Genomic DNA, 16,854 nt, shown 5'->3' with positions numbered 1-16,854 from the left:
ATCACCCCTTCACTGCGCCGGCGGCGATGCCCCGAACGAAAAGCCGTCCGGAGACGAAATAGACGATAAGCGGAACCAGACCCGTCAGGATCGTTGCCGCCATGTTGACGTTGTATTCCTTCACGCCCTGGACGGAATTGACGATATTGTTGAGCTGGACGGTCATCGGATAATATTCCGGCCTGGTGAAGACGACGCCGAACAGGAAGTCGTTCCAGATGCCCGTAATCTGCAGGATCATGGCGACGACAAAGATCGGCAGCGACATGGGCAGCATGATGCGCAGGAAAATCTGCCAGAAGCCGGCGCCATCGATGCGCGCAGCCTTGAAGAGCTCCGCAGGAAGCGACGCGAAATAGTTGCGGAACAGCAAGGTCAAGATCGGCATGCCGAAGATGCTGTGCACCAGGATAAGACCGCTGAGCGTCCCGTAGATCCCGATTTCGCGCAGCACGATGACGATCGGATAGATCATCACCTGATAGGGGATGAACGCGCCGATGATGAGGATCGAGAAGAAGAAATCCGCGCCCTTGAACCGCCAGTTGGCGAGCGCATAACCGTTGACCGAAGCAATCGCGATCGAAAGGATGGTGGACGGCACTGTGATGCGTACGGAATTCCAGAAGCCGCGGGAAAGACCGTCGCAATTGAGACCGGTGCAAGCCGTTGCCCAGGCTTTCACCCATGGTTCGAATGTGATCTCGAGCGGCGGCGAGAATATGTTGCCAAGCCGGATTTCCGGCATTCCCTTCAGGGAGGTGACGATCATCACATACAGCGGCAACAGGTAATAGGTCGCGGCAACGAAGAGCGTGCCGTAGAGCATGATGTTACGGCCGGAAATCACCCGGCGCGGCTTGCGGCCGCTCGGTCCGGAGAGCGTCTTGTCCGTCAAGGCAGCACCGCCGTTCGCATTCTTGAGAGTAATGGTATCAGACACGTTTGCGCCCTCCGCCGAATTCCAGGTAAGCCCAGGGGATGACGACGATCGCCACAGTGACCAGCATCATGGTGGAAGCTGCAAATCCCTGACCGAGGTTCTGCGCCTGGAACATGTAATCGTAGACGTATTTTGCCGGGACTTCCGAAGCGATGCCGGGCCCGCCGCTCGTTTGCGCGACGACGAGGTCATAGACCTTGACGATACCGCTGGCGATGATGACCAGAGTTGTGATGAAAACGGGGCGCATCATCGGAATGATAACGAACAGATAGGTCTTCCACATGGGTATCCCATCCACACGCGCTGCTTTCCAGATGTCCTCGTCGATGCCGCGAAGGCCGGCGAGCATCAGGCACATCACCAGGCCCGTTCCCTGCCAGAGTGCAGCGATCAGCACGCCATAGATGACGATGCTTGGCGTATAGAGCGGATCGAAAGTAAAGGTCGTCCAACCGAGCGAACGCACCACGGACTGAATGCCGAATTCGGGGTTGAGCAGCCACTGCCATACGAGGCCGGTGACGATGAAAGAGAGGGCGAAAGGATAGAGGAAAATCGTACGGAACGTGTTTTCGAACCGGATCTTCTGGTCCATCAGCGCGGCCAGCACGAAGCCGATGACGAGACTGAATATCATGGAAAGAATGCCGTAAACGGCAAGGTTTTCGATGGACACGACCCAGCGCGGCGCTGCCCACAAACGATGGTATTGGTCCAGCCCGACGAAGCTGAGACGTGGCAGCAGCTTTGAATTAGTGAAGGAATATACCACGGTCCAGATTGTGCCGCCCAGGAAGATGACGACGGCCGTCAGGATCATTGGAATGGATGCAATCTTCGAATTGAGATTGCGCAGTAGTTGATTTGGCCGGCCGGCTTTCGCATGACCCGTCATTGTAGCTCCTTCTAAAGCGCTATTGCTTCGACGATCAGGAACTCTGGGATCATGGCCCGGCTCCTGTCGCTCTCTCCTCATTCACGGCCAACGTCACATCTCTATGGGCCGGTCGCCTGAGGCGCCGTAGCCGGCCGGGTCACAGAACGTGTCCCGGCCATGATACCGACCCGCAGCGCGAGGCCGGTATCCTACAGCGAGAAGATAGAGATCAATCAGCAGCGGTGATGATCTCGACGAAGCGCTTCTGGGCGGCTTCCGGCGTCATCGAAGGATTGGCGAAGAACTCGGAGAACAGATCCTCTTTCTGCTTCTGGCTGTCGGCAGAGAGAAGCTGGTCCGTACCCTGGATCACATTACCCTTCTTCAGGATCTCCAGGCCCTTCTTCATGCAGTCGTTGGCTGCTGTGAGGTCCACGTCGCCGCGCACCGGCAGCGAACCCTTCTTCAGGTTGAAGGCAACCTGGGTCTTCGGATCGAGAAGCGTCTTGGCGAGAGCTTCCTGAGCCTTCGACTTGGCCTCATCCTTCAGCAGCGGGAAGTAGAATGCGTCGCCGCCTGTGGAGATGACTTCATTGACACCGAGACCCGGAAGGCAGGTATAGTCCGTGCCTGCCTTCTGGCCTGCCAAGGCGAACTCACCCTGCGCCCAGTCCCCCATGATCTGGCCGCCGGCCTTGCCGGTGATGACCAAATTCGTGGCCTGGTTCCAATCCTGAACGTTGGAGCCCTTCGACATCTTGCGGGCGTCGTCTGCAGCCTTGAAGACCTTGGCGATCTCCGGCCCAGCAGCTACTTTCGCATCCTTGTCCTTGAACACTTTCTCGAAGGTATCCTTGCCGGCGATGGCGACCATCAGGACGTCGAAGGCGCCTGCCGCCTGCCATGGCTGACCGCCGACAGCGAGCGGAACGATGCCTGCCTTTTCCAGCGCAGGAGCGGCGGCAACGAACTCGTCCCAGTTCTTTGGAACCGCGACGCCGGCCTTCTTGAAGGCTGCATTCGAAAGCCAGAGCCACTGCCAGGAATGAATATTGACCGGTGCGCAATAGATCTTGCCGTCGATCGTGCAGGAATCGAGCAAGCTGGATGGACGAACGATATCCTTCCAGTGTTCCTGCGTCGCGACATCGGTCAGGTCGCGCATGAGGCCCGCCTGCACCAGTTCCTCGGCCTGACGTCCGTGGTTGAATTGAGTGGCGCCCATCGGATCACCGCCGGTGATACGGCTGATCATGATCGGACGCGCAGTACCGCCGGAGCCGGCGATCGCGCCATCGACCCAATGATTGCCAGTTGCGTCGAAAGCCTTTGCCAACTCGGCCACGGCGGCTGCTTCACCGCCCGAAGTCCACCAATGGGTTACCTCCAGGTCGGTCGCCTTGGCCGCACCAAGTGGCAATACGACGGAAGCAGCCAGCGCAGCAGCTATCAAACGAATATTCATGAGTTCTCCTCCCTCACTGAAACGTTGCCGGAAAAACGTAGTCGAATCATTTTCGCTGCGCAACCGCCAACTCGAGATTTTTTCGATAATGGACGATTATACAACCTGTGGCTAAATTTTCGTCTACAAAATTAGGCCGAACGCATTGACTTTTCAACAGGCAGACTCAAGGGCCTTTCCACGTAACTATCTGATTATAAAACAATATAATTGTAGGAATCTGTAACCGCCCCCTCGTCCTATGCTACGAATGAAACCCGATCCGTTCGCAGGTTCGAATACAACCGCTGGAAATATTATCGAAGGACGCATCCAAAATAGTGCTCGACATTCGTACTGTATCGTTACAGTTTCTATTCAGAGCGAGGAGGCGCCGCGTTTCGCCCGTGCTTGCGATGCAGGCCTGGGCAATATAAGCGGATTGGCCGCGGGAGGCGGCCGGGAGGCGGGCTTGAACGGAATGGACAATAAGAGAACTTCAGGCGGCGGCACGCAGTCTGGGCCGGAGCGGCCAACACTGAAAACGATCGCCTTCATGACGGGGCTTGGAATTACCACTGTTTCACGCGCGCTGAAGGATGCTCCCGATATCGGTGCCGAGACCAAGGAACGCGTGCGTATGGTCGCCCGCCAACTGGGTTATCAGCCGAACCGGGCCGGCGTGCGCCTCAGAACGGGCAAGACCAATGTCATCGCGCTGGTGCTGAGCATCGACGAAGAAATCATGGGCTTTACCAGCCACATGGTCTTCGGCATTTCCGAGGTCCTTGCCGGCACGCAATATCACCTGGTCATCACGCCGCACTCGCATAGCAAGGATCCGCTGGTGCCGGTGCGCTACATCCTCGACACCGGCTCCGCCGATGGTGTCATCATATCGCGTACAGAGCCGGACGATCCGCGCGTCGAGCTGATGCATGATCGCAACATGCCTTTCGCCACGCACGGGCGGACGGATATGGGCATCATCCATCCCTTCCACGACTTCGACAACGAGGCCTTCGCGCACGAGGCCGTCCGTGCACTGGCTGCAAGAGGGCGGCGTCGCCTGGCCCTGCTGCAGCCATCGAGCAAGCTCACCTACTATTCGCATACCCGCATCGGCTTCCAGACCGGCCTGCATCAATATGGTGCCGAGGAGATTCCGCTCAGGATATCCACCGACAATGCGCTTGCCGATATCAAGGACGCGACCGAAGCACTGATGCGCTCTCCGCATGCGCCCGATGGGATCATCTGTTCCAGCAGCGGCGGTGCTATCGCCGTCAATGCCGGCATCGAGGCGGCAGGCTTCCGTCTCGGCCGCGACATCGACATGGTCTCCAAGCAATCGGCCGATGTCCTGAGCTGGATCAGGCCCGAGATCATCACAGTGTCGGAAGATTTCCGCCATGCCGGCCGGGAACTCGCCAAAGCCGTCATCGCCCGTATCGACGGCGTGGAGCCGGAACTGCTGCAGAGCATCAGCCCACCCGTCTGGCCGAAGAGCTGACAACGAAAGGCCCGCCGGATGTCTCGAGCGGGCCTCTTTGTTTCAGATCCTGGGATTTCTTTTAGCCGTTGGCGCCGCTGCCCCACGGGCCGTGATGAATATCCTTCCCATCGACTCGGTCGAAACCATGCGCGCCGAAAAAGTCGCGCTGCGCCTGGATCAGGTTGGCGGTGCCGCGAGCCTGGCGATAGGCGTCGAAATAGGTCAGCGCCGATGCAAGGGCTGGAACCGGAAGGCCGGCAGCGGTCGCAGCCGAAACGATGCGGCGCAGCGACGGGATCGATTCCTTGACCATCTCGGCAAAGGCCGGCGTGACGATCAGGTTCGCCGCATCCGGGGTCTTGGTGAAGGCGCTGGTGATTTCGTCGAGGAACTGCGAACGGATGATGCAGCCGGCGCGCCAGATCTTGGCGATCACAGGCATTGGCAGCGACCAGTTGAATTCCTTCGAGGCCTCCGCCATGACGGCAAAGCCCTGTGCATAGGCGCCGATCTTGGCTGCAAACAGCGCAAGCTCGAGGTCCTTCAGCAGGTCCGGACCAAAGCTGATCGGGAATTTGTAATCCGGCGTGCCGAAGATCTTCTCGGCAGCTTCACGCTGGCTCTTGATCGCGGACAGGCTGCGGGCCGCAACGGCCGCCTCGATCGCGGTCGCGGGAATGCCCATGTTCTGCGCTTCGATGGCAGACCACTTGCCTGTGCCCTTCTGGCCGGCTTTGTCGAGAATGACATCTGGCATGGCACTGCCGGTCGCCGGGTCCTTGGCGGCCAGAACCTTCTCGGTGATCTCGATCAGGTAGGAATTCAGGCGGCCCTTGTTCCAGTCGCCGAAGATCGAGCTGATTTCAGCGGCGTTCTTACCGAGGCCGTCACGCAGAGTGCCGTAGATTTCGGCGATCATCTGCATGTCGGCATATTCGATGCCATTGTGGATGGTCTTGACGAAATGTCCGGCGCCGTCATTGCCAAGCCATGCAACGCATGGATCGTCATTGTATTTGGCGGCAATCGACGTCAGCACCTTTTCGACGCGCTTGTAGGAATCTTCCGTGCCGCCGACCATGATGGAGGGGCCATGACGCGCACCTTCCTCGCCGCCGGATACACCCATGCCGATGAAGGTCAGGCCAGTATCCTTCAGGCGATCGAAACGGGCGATCGTATCGCGGAAATTGGCATTGCCGGCGTCGATCATGATATCGCCCCTGTCGAGATAGGGCTGCAGCGCCGCCATCTGCTGGTCGACCGGCTCGCCCGCCTTGATCATGATGATGATCGGCCGCGGCGGACGGATTGCCTCGACGAATTCCTCGATCGTCTTGCAGGGAATGATCTTGTCCTTGAGCGCGCCCGCATTCGCGTAGAATTCATCCGTTACCTGCGGCGTGCGGTTGAACACGGCGATTTTATTGCCTTTTTCGGCAATGTTGAGCGCCAGATTCGATCCCATTACCGCGAGACCGATCAGCCCGATTTCTGCCTTTTCCACGACAATCCTCCAATGAGTCTTTGACTGCGCCCGGCCCTATCCTGAAGACGCATCAACATCCGATATGACGCAATGCCCTCGACGTGACCTGCGACGGCCCTACGTTCGGCGTTGTTGTTGCACTCCGGACGGAAAACGGCAAGCCTTCGCAAGCCATGAATCGTCCCCTTTGCAGGACTGTGCAAGAATGTTGCTGGATTCGTGATTTATCCATTTCCCGAAGCTGCAATGACCGATCGTCAGCCCATGAGGGATATAGAGGAGGAAGACACCATGTCGACCATGAGTGCGAAGATCGTGCATATCTCCATCGATCGCAACTGGAAGGAAGTCTACGGCTATGCCAGCCGTCCGGAAAACATGCCTTTCTGGGCCTCGGGCCTGGCATCTGGATTGACGCAGGATGGAGACGATTGGATCGCGGAAGGGACGCTCGGTACTGTCCGCGTGCACTTCTCGCCCCGCAACGATTTCGGCGTCATCGACCATCGGGTGACGCTCGAATCCGGCCTGCAGGTGCACAATTCCCTGCGCGTCGTACCGAATGGCGATGGCTGCGAGGTCATGTTCACCCTGCTCCGGCTGCCCGGCATGACCGAAGACCAGTTTGCAGCCGATGCCGCGCACATAATGAGGGATCTGAAGACGTTGAAAGAGCTTATGGAGCGCTGAAGCAATTCCAGGAAAAGTGCGCAGCGGTTTTCCGTCCGGAATTGCGTAAAGCCCTGGACTTGCAAAAACGGAAGGATAGAGCAGCTCGGATATCCCGCGAAGAACTGAACTGCTCCGGGCGCCCTTACAGCGAACGCAACGTCCAATCGACGAGCTCGCCGGCCACGCCTGCAAACGCTGCATCGAGCGCGCGGACGAAATCCGGATTGCTGCCACCGCTGACCGGCACGACCTTGCGGAAGACATTCTGTGCCTTCACCGTACCGGTGCGGTCGTTCAGGATCTTTTCCGAGATTTCGACCGTCGCCGTCTTATGGCCGCCGGAGGCGTTGATCTCGAAGGAGCGGATGTCGGTGACGATCTGATAGTCGATCGCAAGGCCCTGCCCCGGCACGCCGACGCCGCCGAGCTTTCCGGTATTCTCGAAGGCCTCCACCAGCTTCGACTGCACCATCTTGCTCAGCTTGTCGCTCCATTGCGACTTTCCGAGATACTGGATTTCCGAAGGCGAGACGCGGATGACGATCTGGTTGCTGTCCAGTGCCTGCAGCGCCGTCGGCGGCGGGATGAGGATCTGGCGGTTCTTGACCGAGGGCCCGTTTGCCTTCACCGACGCGGAAAGATCGTAGGTGTCATTATTCGAGGCTGTTCCACAGCCTCCGAGCAGGGCTGCGAGCACCGGCAATACGATCACAGCTTTCCACACCTGATGACGCTCACTCGACACGCAACCGACCATATTCCGCTTATCCCCTGGAAATCAGATATCGCTATTCATCAATGCCGCGCGCGGCCATCATATGTCTTGACCGTATCGCCGCCGAAGATCAGTCGCTGCGGATTGCGGTCGAAATTTGTGATTGTAGTATTCAGATTGTCAACCGTGCCCCGCATGTCGTTGATCAGGGTCTGTGCGTCGCGCAGGCCACCGCTTGAGAACTTCTGCAGGTTGTCGGCGATCGGCCCGATGCGGGAGTTGAGATTGTCAGCCGTCTTCTTGAAGGATTCGAGCGTCTCCCTGGCCTGGACAAACAGCGACTGGGTGCTGTCGTTACCGAGCAGGGAATCGACCTTCGTCAGAATGCCGTCGACCTTGCCGGATGCCGTATTGAGCTTGGTGGAGATATCGCGGGCATTGGCAATCGTCTGATCGATATCCCGCTGGTGGGAAGCAACGGAGCTGGCGACATCGCGGATAGAGGCGATGGCTGCGCGCGCCTGCTTCGTCACCTCGGCAACGTCATCGACCGATCCCTTGACCTTTGCCGGATCGATCGATGCAATGATCTGGTCGACGCGCTCAAGCGTCTTCTGCGCCTTCTGGCCGAAAGCATTGTAGGTGTCGGCCGTCTCCTTGAAACTGGCAACGGTCGCCTTCAGATCGGTTGTGGCATCCGCCACGTTCGCCGTGATCTTGTCGGCATTGGCAATGACGTCGTTAACCTTCTGGGCATCGACTGCACGCACCAGCTTCTCGATCGCATCCAGTGTCGAGTCGACGCGGACCGAGACAGTCCTGAAGGTATCGGACAATTGTCCGACGCTTGCCAGGAACTTATCGATATTGTCGGAATTGTCGGCAATGGCCTTGGAGAATTTCTGCGCGTTGCGCACCGTGTCGGTCAAAGGTCCGCGCGAATCCGAAACGAAGCCCTGGATGTCGCCGATCGTGTCGTTGGCACGGTTGAGGATCTTGTCGGCCGTCGTCAGCAGGTTCGTCACGCTCGACTGATCGGCGAGCAGCACCGCGCGCTTGCCGGTATCGACCGAACGCTTCAGGATGTTCTCGTCGCCGTTGCGCCCGCCGGAGAGCTCGATATAGGCAGCACCCGTCAGACCCTGAATTTCCAGGATAGCCTTGGTCGAGGTATAGACCGGCGCATCGGCGCGTACCTGGGTGAAGGCCAGAGAATAATTGGGATCGTCGGCGTCAATCGACAGCCCCTGCACCGAGCCGACCTGAATGCCGTTGAAGCGGACCGGCGAACCGACGCTCAAGCCGTTTGCCGAGCCGGGAATGCGCACCACGAGCTCGACCATCGGGCCGCCGCGGCCGTACTCGGCCATCCAGTAGACGAAACCGAAGGCAGCCGCGATAACCAGCAGCGTGAAGAATCCGACGATCGTATAATTCGCTTTGGTTTCCATTGTCTCCAGTCACTTCTCGCGGCCGTTGGCGACTGCGCCCTTGTCGTCGTTGTGCCCCCTGATGTCTTCCCGCGGCACGATCGAACGTGCGCGCTTGCCCCTGAAGTATGATTGCACCCAGGGGTCATCACAGGCGAGCATGTCCTCAACCGTACCTTCCACCAATACCCGCTTCTGTCCCAGGACAGCAATACGGTCGCAGACGGAAAACAGGCTGTCGAGGTCGTGAGTCACCATATAAACGGTCAGGCCGAGCGTGTCGCGCAGCCTGGCAATCAGCTCGTCGAATTCGCTGGCACCGATCGGATCGAGGCCGGATGTCGGCTCATCGAGGAAAACGAGGTCGGGATCGAGCGCCAGCGCTCTCGCCAGTGCTGCGCGCTTGATCATGCCGCCGGAAAGCTCGGAAGGATATTTGTCGGCAGCATCGGCGGCAAGACCCACCATCCGGATCTTCATCAGCGCCAGTTCGTCCATCATCTCCTGCGGCAGGTCCAGATATTCCCGCATCGGCACCTGAATGTTTTCCTTTACCGTCAGGGACGAAAACAGCGCACCCTGCTGGAAAAGGACGCCGAGCCGCATGTCCAGCTGGTTTCGCTCCGGCTCGGAGAGCGTGTCATAGTCCTCACCGAGGATCTCGATCTTGCCCGAGCGCCGCGGCAACAGCCGCAGCACCGTGCGCAGCAGCACCGACTTGCCCGCGCCTGAAGCCCCGACGAAACCAAGGATCTCACCGCGATAGATATTCAGGTTCAATTTATCCAGTACGACTTTCGATCCGAAAGCGACGGTGACATCCCGCGCCGACAGCACGATATCGCGGCCATGCTCATCTTTCTGCAGCGGAATGTCCGAGTGAAGCGCGCTCATCCCTGCCATTCCTCAGAAGTCGATTGCTGCGTAGAACATGGCAAAGAGCCCGTCCATCAGGATGACGACGAAGATCGACTTCACCACGGACGAGGTCACATGCTGGCCAAGCGATTCGGCGCTGCCTCCGACCTTCAATCCCTCCACCGCCGCGACGATGCCGATGACAAGCGCCATGAACGGCGCCTTGATCATGCCCGAAATGACCGTCGACAGGCTGATGGCCTCGTGCAGGCGCGAGATGAAGGTCGCAAAGGTGATGCCGGAATAGGCCCAGGCGACCATCGCGGCGCCAAAAAGCGAAGCGAAGTTGGCAATGACCGTCAGCAAGGGCAAGGCCACGGTCAGCGCCACCAGCCGCGGGAAAATCAGCACGCCGATAGGGTTCAAACCCATGACCTTCAGCGCGTCGACTTCCTCCCGCATCTTCATCGAGCCGATTTCCGCGGTGATCGCGCTGCCGGAACGGCCGGCGATCATGATCGCGGTCAAAAGCACGCCGATTTCGCGCAATTGCAGGATGCCGACCAGATCGACGACGAAGACTTCGGCGCCGAAATAGCGCAGCTGGAAAGCGCCCTGCTGCGCGATGATGGCGCCGATCAAAGATGACATCAGCAGAATGATCGGAACAGCGCGCACCGCCATGTGATCGATCTGATTGACGATCGAGGCCGGCGAAACGCCGCTGCCGCGCCCGAATTTGAGCTGCGCGCCGCGCACGGCCGAACCCAATATATACATGGCGGCGATAAGATTGCCCCAGATCTCATAGACGCTCTTGCCGATGGGCGCGAGAATCCGCTCCGCCAAGGATGTCTTCGGTTTCGGCTCTCCGGTTTCCGCGTCGGGATCTTCATCGAATGCCGTCAACAATTCGTCGATATGCGGATTGGAGCCTTCGATGGTGACGTGGGCTTTATGTGCTTCCTGGCTTTCCTTGAGCCGGCGGATCAGCAGCGCACCCGCCGTATCGACATCCGAAAGACCGGAAACGTCGATCACGACCTCGCCGCCGGAACTGCGCTTCGACAGCTGCTCGATCTGCCGCAGTACGCCATGCACATTGGCGCTGCGCCAATTGCCTTCCAGCCGATAGCGATGACCCGCACCCTCGGGCGCATCATCGATTCTCGGTGCATCGGACTTTTGTTCGGCCGCTTTCAAATTCACGCGTCTTTCAAATCTGGCACAACATGCGCCGACTCAGAGAGCCTGCATGGTCGATGTTTAATACACCGACTAGGCAGGGAATTTCCATCTCGCGCCGGCGCCAACATATGTCACGGCTTTTTGATATCCAAATGAATTTGTTGCACCGCGTTAGGACACGCCGTGAGCGCCTCCGCCTATCGCCGTCTTTCGGGTCTGCAGCCCATAGGCGAAAATGACCATGCCCAGGCCGAAAGCGGCAATGCCGGCCATGACATAATAGCTTTCAATGTCCAGCCACGCATAGAGATAGCCGGACGCCAGCGTCATCAGGCCGAGGAACATACCGTTATAGAAATAATAAGCGCCCTGAGCCGATGATTCCTGCGTTTCATGGACCGAGGCGACGATGCGTCGCTGGATGCCGGTATGAACGCAGGCATAGGTGCAGGAATGGAAGCACTGCAGCACGAAATAGCCCAGGAAACCGAAATTCATCGGAAACAGAATCCAGCGCAGGATGCACATGGTCGAGCCAAAAAAGATCAGCGTCCACGCGCTGAACCGCCGGCTCAGCTTTTTCGAAAGGAAGAAGACCATCACCTCCGCCGCAACGCCGATACTCCAGAGAACGGCGATCTCCGCACCGGAAAAGCCCAGCTTGCGCCAATAGATCGACGCGAAGGTGTAAAGCATCGCATGGCTCGACTGCTGTATCGATACCCCGATCATGGTGACAAGCAAATGTGGGGAACGCAGGTTTCCGATTGGCGGTTGCAGATTGATCGGCTGGTTGCGGCGGCGCGTCGGCCCGATGCGCGGAGCAAACAGGCCCATCAGAGTCGTCAGGATGAAACCTGCCACCATGACAGGCAATACGGTCGCTCCGCCCCACATGCCGATCAGTTGACCGCCGAGAAGAGTCGACACGATGAATGTGATCGAGCCCCACACGCGCATGGAGCCGTAATCGAAGCCCCAGCGGCGCACCCCCGACATGGCGATCGATTCCACCACCGGCACGTATGGCGCATAGGTTGCGCCCTGGATGCCATAGACCAGGAGCACCGGCCAGAAGTCGCTGGTCCAGTAGAGCGCGATCGCCGTCAGAAGCGACAGGGCGCCGGACCACAGCAACACATCGGCACGTTCCGTCATATGATCGGCAAGCACGGCGATGACAGGCGTCACCAGCACGCGCACGACCATGGGGATCGCGATCACGAGACCGATCTCGTGGTCGCTGAAATTCAGCCCCGCCAGCCAGACGGGAAAGAACGGCAGGGCGATTCCGTTCACGAATAATGGCGCGCAATAGGACAAGGCGGTGCGCAGGCGGAAATATGGGGGCGCACCCTCGCCCTGGAAGGATTTGATCGCGGGAATCATGACAGACCTGAAGGGGAACTGATTTGTCCCTATCATGCTATCGAGAGTACGACTACGGCGAGAAATGGCCAAAATCGTAACGTTTCGGATAAATCCGAAGCTTTGGCGGTTCCGCGACGATCAATAATTATGACAGGCCATTATCAAGCCCGTGAAAAGATGTGGATCAGGCCGCCTGGGCACCGAGCGACTGTGGCATTTCCTCGACTGGCGAACCGACCGGCTGCGTATCGAGAATGCTTCGCCAGGTGATGAGTTCGAACGTGCCGTCCTCATGCTCCGCGATCGCCGTGCAGCTTTCCACCCAGTCGCCGGTATTGATATAGCGCACGCCGTCGAGATCCTCGATGACGGCATGGTGGATATGACCGCAGATGACGCCATCGGCATCGTTGCGCTTGGCTTCCTCGGCGACGACACGCTGGAACTCGCCGATGAAGTTGACGGCATGCTTGACCTGCAGCTTCGCCCAGGCCGAGAACGACCAGTAAGGCATGTTCAGGCGACGGCGGACCGCGGCAAGACCGACATTGATCAGGATGGCCATGTCATAGGCCCAGTCGCCGAGATAGGCGAGCAGGCGGGCATTGCGCACGACGACGTCGAATTCGTCGCCATGCAGGATGAGATACTTCTTGCCATCGGCCGTTTCATGCATGGCGCGCTGCGCCACCTCGATGCCGCCGAAATGCATGCCCGGGAAATCACGCAGGAATTCGTCGTGATTGCCGGGAATGTAGACGATCCGCGTGCCCTTGCGCGCCTTGCGCAGGAGCTTTTGCACGACATCGTTACAATCCTGCGGCCAGTACCAGTTGCGCTTGAGGCGCCAGCCGTCGACGATGTCGCCGACCAGGAAGATGGTATCGGCCTCGTGGTGACGGAGGAAGTCGAGCAGGTAGTCCGCCTTGGCGGCCTTCGAGCCCAGGTGCACGTCAGAAATGAACAGCGTTCGGAATCGCCGGGTGTCCATGTTTTCATTCACGAACTTTAACGTCCGTGCCCTATCTACCTTGGCTATTCCAAAACCAGACTCGTGTTTCAGGAAGATGACAAACCCTGTGTCTGCCGCCTAATCGAGACGGATCAGCCGCGTCTGGCCGTGATTGCAAGGTCTGGACGGTCGCTTGTAAAGCTGGCGACACCAAGGCGAAACATGGCGCGCGCCGCCTCCTCGGTATGTGCGGCCCATCCATGTACCTTCATGCCGCCCTTGCGGAAAAACTCCACGATCTCTGCATCCAGCGCATCGGCGCGGATTGCGATCTCCCGCACTCCAGAGCTGCGCAGAGCCGCCATGATCCCATTCCAGCCCAGCTGTGCGGCAGCCTGGGGCGAACAGAGGAAGATGAAGCCGAGCAGTTCGCCGACATTCCAGCCGCGTTCATCAAGCGCCACGGCAAAGGCCTCCAGGCGCGGCAAAGCGAAACTCGTCACCATGGTGCGCGTCAGCATGCCCGTCACTCGCAGCTCATCGACAATTCGGGCTTCCATGCCCTCATAGGGCGAACCATCCGCCTTGGTCTTGATCTCCAGCCGGAGGTCGACGGCGGACGGTCCGAAGATCTCCATGGTTTCCATCAGCGTCGGGATGGTTTCGCCGCCACTTCCGATCACGATATGGCGCATCAGCTTCGCATAGCTGAAATCGGCAATCGCACCCTTACCGTCCGTCATCCGGTCGATCAGCGCGTCGTGGTGAACGACGAGCTTGCCGTCCCGGGTCTGATGGACGTCGAATTCGACGAGATCGATGTCGAGCTTGGCGGTCTCCGAAAAGGCGAGCCTGGTGTTTTCGGGCCACAGATGGGCACCACCGCGATGGGAAGCAATCAAAGTCATGAGAAAATCTCCGCGTGAGAACGTCATAGGCCGCGGTAGTGAACTCCTGATGACGCGGCTGCCGTGGCGCGACCTGCGGCAATCCGTGCTTTGCCACGACAAAAACGCGCGGGAGCATCAATTGCATACTGTGAAGGCGAAGCGATTGATGTATGGAGGGGGCTCTAGCGCAGGCAGGAAATGGAGACGCGAGTTGGATACGAACGACACTTCGAAAGCAGCCAAGAACATGCCGAGCGGCAATTTCGACGATCAGGCGCTTTATTTCCATCGCTATCCCCGCCCCGGCAAGCTTGAAATTCAAGCCACAAAGCCGCTGGGTAATCAGCGCGATCTGGCGCTTGCCTATTCTCCTGGGGTCGCCGCCCCCTGCATCGCCATCCGCGACAATCCCGAGATGGCTGCCGACTATACGTCCCGCGCCAATCTCGTGGCCGTGGTCTCGAACGGCTCCGCAGTGCTCGGTCTCGGCAATATCGGCCCGCTCGCGTCCAAGCCGGTCATGGAAGGCAAGGCCGTCCTCTTCAAGAAATTCGCCGGCATCGACGTCTTCGACATCGAAATCGCAGCGCCGACGGTCGATGAGATGGTCAATACCGTTTCGGCGCTCGAGCCGACCTTCGGCGGCATCAATCTCGAAGACATCAAGGCGCCTGAATGCTTCGACGTCGAGCGCCGTTTGCGCGAGAAGATGGAAATCCCGGTTTTCCACGACGATCAGCACGGCACGGCCATCATCGTCGCCGCCGCCATCCTCAACGGACTGGAACTGGCCGGCAAGAAGATCGAAGAGGTCAAGATCGTCGCCTCAGGCGCAGGTGCCGCTGCCCTCGCCTGCCTCAACCTGCTCGTCATTCTCGGCGCCAAACGCGAAAACATCTGGGTCCACGACATCGAGGGCCTGGTCTACAAGGACCGCAACGTCCTGATGGACGAGTGGAAGTCCGTTTACGCCCAGGACAGCGACAAGCGTGTGCTGGCCGAATCCATCCCAGGCGCCGACGTCTTCCTCGGCCTGTCGGCAGCCGGCGTGCTGAAGCCTGAACTCCTGGCGCAGATGGCCGAAAAGCCGCTGATCATGGCGCTAGCCAACCCGACGCCGGAAATCATGCCGGATCTCGCCCGCGCCGCCCGACCCGACGCGATGATCTGCACCGGCCGCTCGGATTTCCCGAACCAGGTCAACAACGTCCTCTGCTTCCCCTATATCTTCCGCGGCGCGCTCGATTGCGGGGCCAAGACGATCAACGAAGAGATGAAGATGGCGGCCGTGCGCGCCATCGCCGCACTTGCCCGCGAAGAGCCTTCCGATGTTGCCGCGCGCGCTTATTCCGGCGAAACGCCGGTCTTCGGACCCAACTACCTGATCCCCTCGCCCTTCGATCCACGCCTGATCCTGCGCATCGCGCCGGCCGTGGCGAAGGCCGCCGCCGACAGTGGCGTGGCACTGCGTCCGATCACCGATTTCGACGCCTATATGGACGAACTCAACCGCTTCGTCTTCCGCTCAGGCTTCGTCATGAAGCCGATCTTCGCCGCTGCGAAGGTTGCCGAGCGCAAGCGCGTCGTATTCTCCGAAGGTGAAGACGAGCGGGTGCTGCGCGCAGCCCAGGTCCTACTCGAGGAAGGCACTGCCGTCCCGATCCTCATTGGCCGCCCGTCGGTCATCGAAACCCGACTGAAGCGCTACGGCCTGAAGATCCGTCCACATACCGATTTTGCCGTCATCAATCCGGAAGACGATCCGCGCTTCCGCGAATATGTCGATCTCTATTTCTCGCTCGTCGGCCGCGCCGGCGTCATCCCCGAGGCTGCACGCACGATCGTTCGCACCAACGCAACGGTGATCGGCGCGCTTGCCCTGAAGCGCGGCGAAGCCGACGCGCTGATCTGCGGCCTGGAAGGCCGTTATGAGCGCCATCTGCGCATCGTCCGGCAGATCATCGGCAAGCGGCCGGACGTTCGGGATTTTTCGGCACTGAGCCTGCTCATCTCGCAGCGCGGCGCCACCTTCTACACCGATACCTATGTGACGTTTAATCCGACCGCCGAGGAAATCGCGGAATCGGCCATCCTGGCAGCGGAAGAAATCAAGCGTTTCGGCATAGAGCCGCGTGCCGCTCTCGTTTCGCATTCCAACTTCGGCTCGCGGGAATCGGAAAGCGCCACCAAGATGCGCGATGCGCTGGCGCTCGTTCGCGCGGCCGCGCCGGAACTGGAAGTCGACGGCGAAATGCATGGCGACAGCGCCATCTCCGAAAGCCTGCGCCGCCACGTCATGCCGGACAGCACGCTTTCCGGCGAGGCCAACCTGCTCGTTTTCCCGAACCTCGATGCCGCCAATATCACGCTCGGCGTGGTCAAGACCATGACCGACGGCCTGCATGTCGGCCCGATCCTGCTCGGCACCGCGCTTCCGGCCCATATTCTCTCGCCGTCGGTCACCTCCCGCGGCGTGGTCAACATGGCGGCTCTGGCCGTGGTCGAGGCATCCCAGCTCGTCTAACGC

At 59.4% G+C, this 16,854-nt stretch carries 14 protein-coding genes; 3 read left to right on the top strand and 11 right to left on the bottom strand.

The features are described 5' to 3' along the window. Position 1: 1 nt before the first annotated feature. From PH552_RS29815 to PH552_RS29805, 3 genes are all read right to left on the bottom strand, one after another. Positions 2-931, bottom strand: a complete 930-nt coding sequence (locus tag PH552_RS29815) for a carbohydrate ABC transporter permease (protein WP_245430230.1) — start codon at positions 929-931, stop codon at positions 2-4. Between the two features lie 4 nt (positions 932-935). After that, entirely contained in the window at positions 936-1,841 is a 906-nt protein-coding gene (locus tag PH552_RS29810; protein ID WP_112339992.1) for a carbohydrate ABC transporter permease, read from the bottom strand. Between the two features lie 211 nt (positions 1,842-2,052). Further along, positions 2,053-3,288: an ABC transporter substrate-binding protein gene (locus PH552_RS29805; RefSeq protein ID WP_112339993.1), complete on the bottom strand. Its 1,236-nt coding sequence runs from the start codon at positions 3,286-3,288 to the stop codon at positions 2,053-2,055. A gap of 460 nt (positions 3,289-3,748) precedes the next feature. On the opposite strand from PH552_RS29805, the gene PH552_RS29800 reads away from it, so the two are divergent. Then, positions 3,749-4,780 carry a LacI family transcriptional regulator gene (locus tag PH552_RS29800; RefSeq protein ID WP_112339994.1) on the top strand — a complete coding sequence of 344 codons (1,032 nt, stop codon included), beginning with the start codon at positions 3,749-3,751 and terminating at the stop codon, positions 4,778-4,780. Between the two features lie 61 nt (positions 4,781-4,841). On the opposite strand, the gene gndA is transcribed toward PH552_RS29800, so the two are convergent. Next, positions 4,842-6,269, bottom strand: a complete 1,428-nt coding sequence (gene gndA / locus PH552_RS29795) for an NADP-dependent phosphogluconate dehydrogenase (protein WP_285166498.1) — start codon at positions 6,267-6,269, stop codon at positions 4,842-4,844. Positions 6,270-6,542: 273 nt separating this feature from the next. On the opposite strand from gndA, the gene PH552_RS29790 reads away from it, so the two are divergent. After that, positions 6,543-6,941 (top strand): SRPBCC family protein, encoded by a 399-nt coding sequence (locus PH552_RS29790; protein WP_112339996.1) that lies wholly within the window; start codon positions 6,543-6,545, stop codon positions 6,939-6,941. Positions 6,942-7,065: 124 nt separating this feature from the next. Here PH552_RS29790 and PH552_RS29785 read toward each other — a convergent pair whose 3' ends face one another. From PH552_RS29785 to PH552_RS29755, 7 genes are all read right to left on the bottom strand, one after another. Beyond that, entirely contained in the window at positions 7,066-7,680 is a 615-nt protein-coding gene (locus PH552_RS29785; protein WP_112339997.1) for an ABC-type transport auxiliary lipoprotein family protein, read from the bottom strand. Between the two features lie 38 nt (positions 7,681-7,718). After that, positions 7,719-9,089: an MlaD family protein gene (locus PH552_RS29780; protein ID WP_112339998.1), complete on the bottom strand. Its 1,371-nt coding sequence runs from the start codon at positions 9,087-9,089 to the stop codon at positions 7,719-7,721. Between the two features lie 9 nt (positions 9,090-9,098). Continuing rightward, positions 9,099-9,962 (bottom strand): ABC transporter ATP-binding protein, encoded by an 864-nt coding sequence (locus tag PH552_RS29775; protein WP_112339999.1) that lies wholly within the window; start codon positions 9,960-9,962, stop codon positions 9,099-9,101. 12 nt (positions 9,963-9,974) lie between these two features. Beyond that, positions 9,975-11,129 (bottom strand): ABC transporter permease, encoded by a 1,155-nt coding sequence (locus PH552_RS29770; protein ID WP_210260629.1) that lies wholly within the window; start codon positions 11,127-11,129, stop codon positions 9,975-9,977. A 156-nt stretch (positions 11,130-11,285) separates the two neighbouring features. After that, positions 11,286-12,503 (bottom strand): MFS transporter, encoded by a 1,218-nt coding sequence (locus PH552_RS29765; RefSeq protein ID WP_113251352.1) that lies wholly within the window; start codon positions 12,501-12,503, stop codon positions 11,286-11,288. Positions 12,504-12,669: 166 nt separating this feature from the next. Further along, positions 12,670-13,476 carry a UDP-2,3-diacylglucosamine diphosphatase gene (locus PH552_RS29760; protein WP_112340002.1) on the bottom strand — a complete coding sequence of 269 codons (807 nt, stop codon included), beginning with the start codon at positions 13,474-13,476 and terminating at the stop codon, positions 12,670-12,672. A 113-nt stretch (positions 13,477-13,589) separates the two neighbouring features. After that, complete coding sequence (locus PH552_RS29755; RefSeq protein ID WP_162737061.1) at positions 13,590-14,345, bottom strand: glycerophosphodiester phosphodiesterase family protein; 756 nt, start codon at positions 14,343-14,345, stop codon at positions 13,590-13,592. A gap of 229 nt (positions 14,346-14,574) precedes the next feature. On the opposite strand from PH552_RS29755, the gene PH552_RS29750 reads away from it, so the two are divergent. Then, entirely contained in the window at positions 14,575-16,851 is a 2,277-nt protein-coding gene (locus PH552_RS29750) for an NADP-dependent malic enzyme (protein WP_112340025.1), read from the top strand. Positions 16,852-16,854 lie beyond the last annotated feature (3 nt).

The organism is Rhizobium aureum, assembly GCF_030182495.1.
Taxonomy (GTDB): Bacteria; Pseudomonadota; Alphaproteobacteria; order Rhizobiales; family Rhizobiaceae; genus Rhizobium; species Rhizobium tropici_C.
Note: the sequence above shows the minus strand (reverse complement) of the source record. Positions and strands in the feature narration are given on the sequence as shown.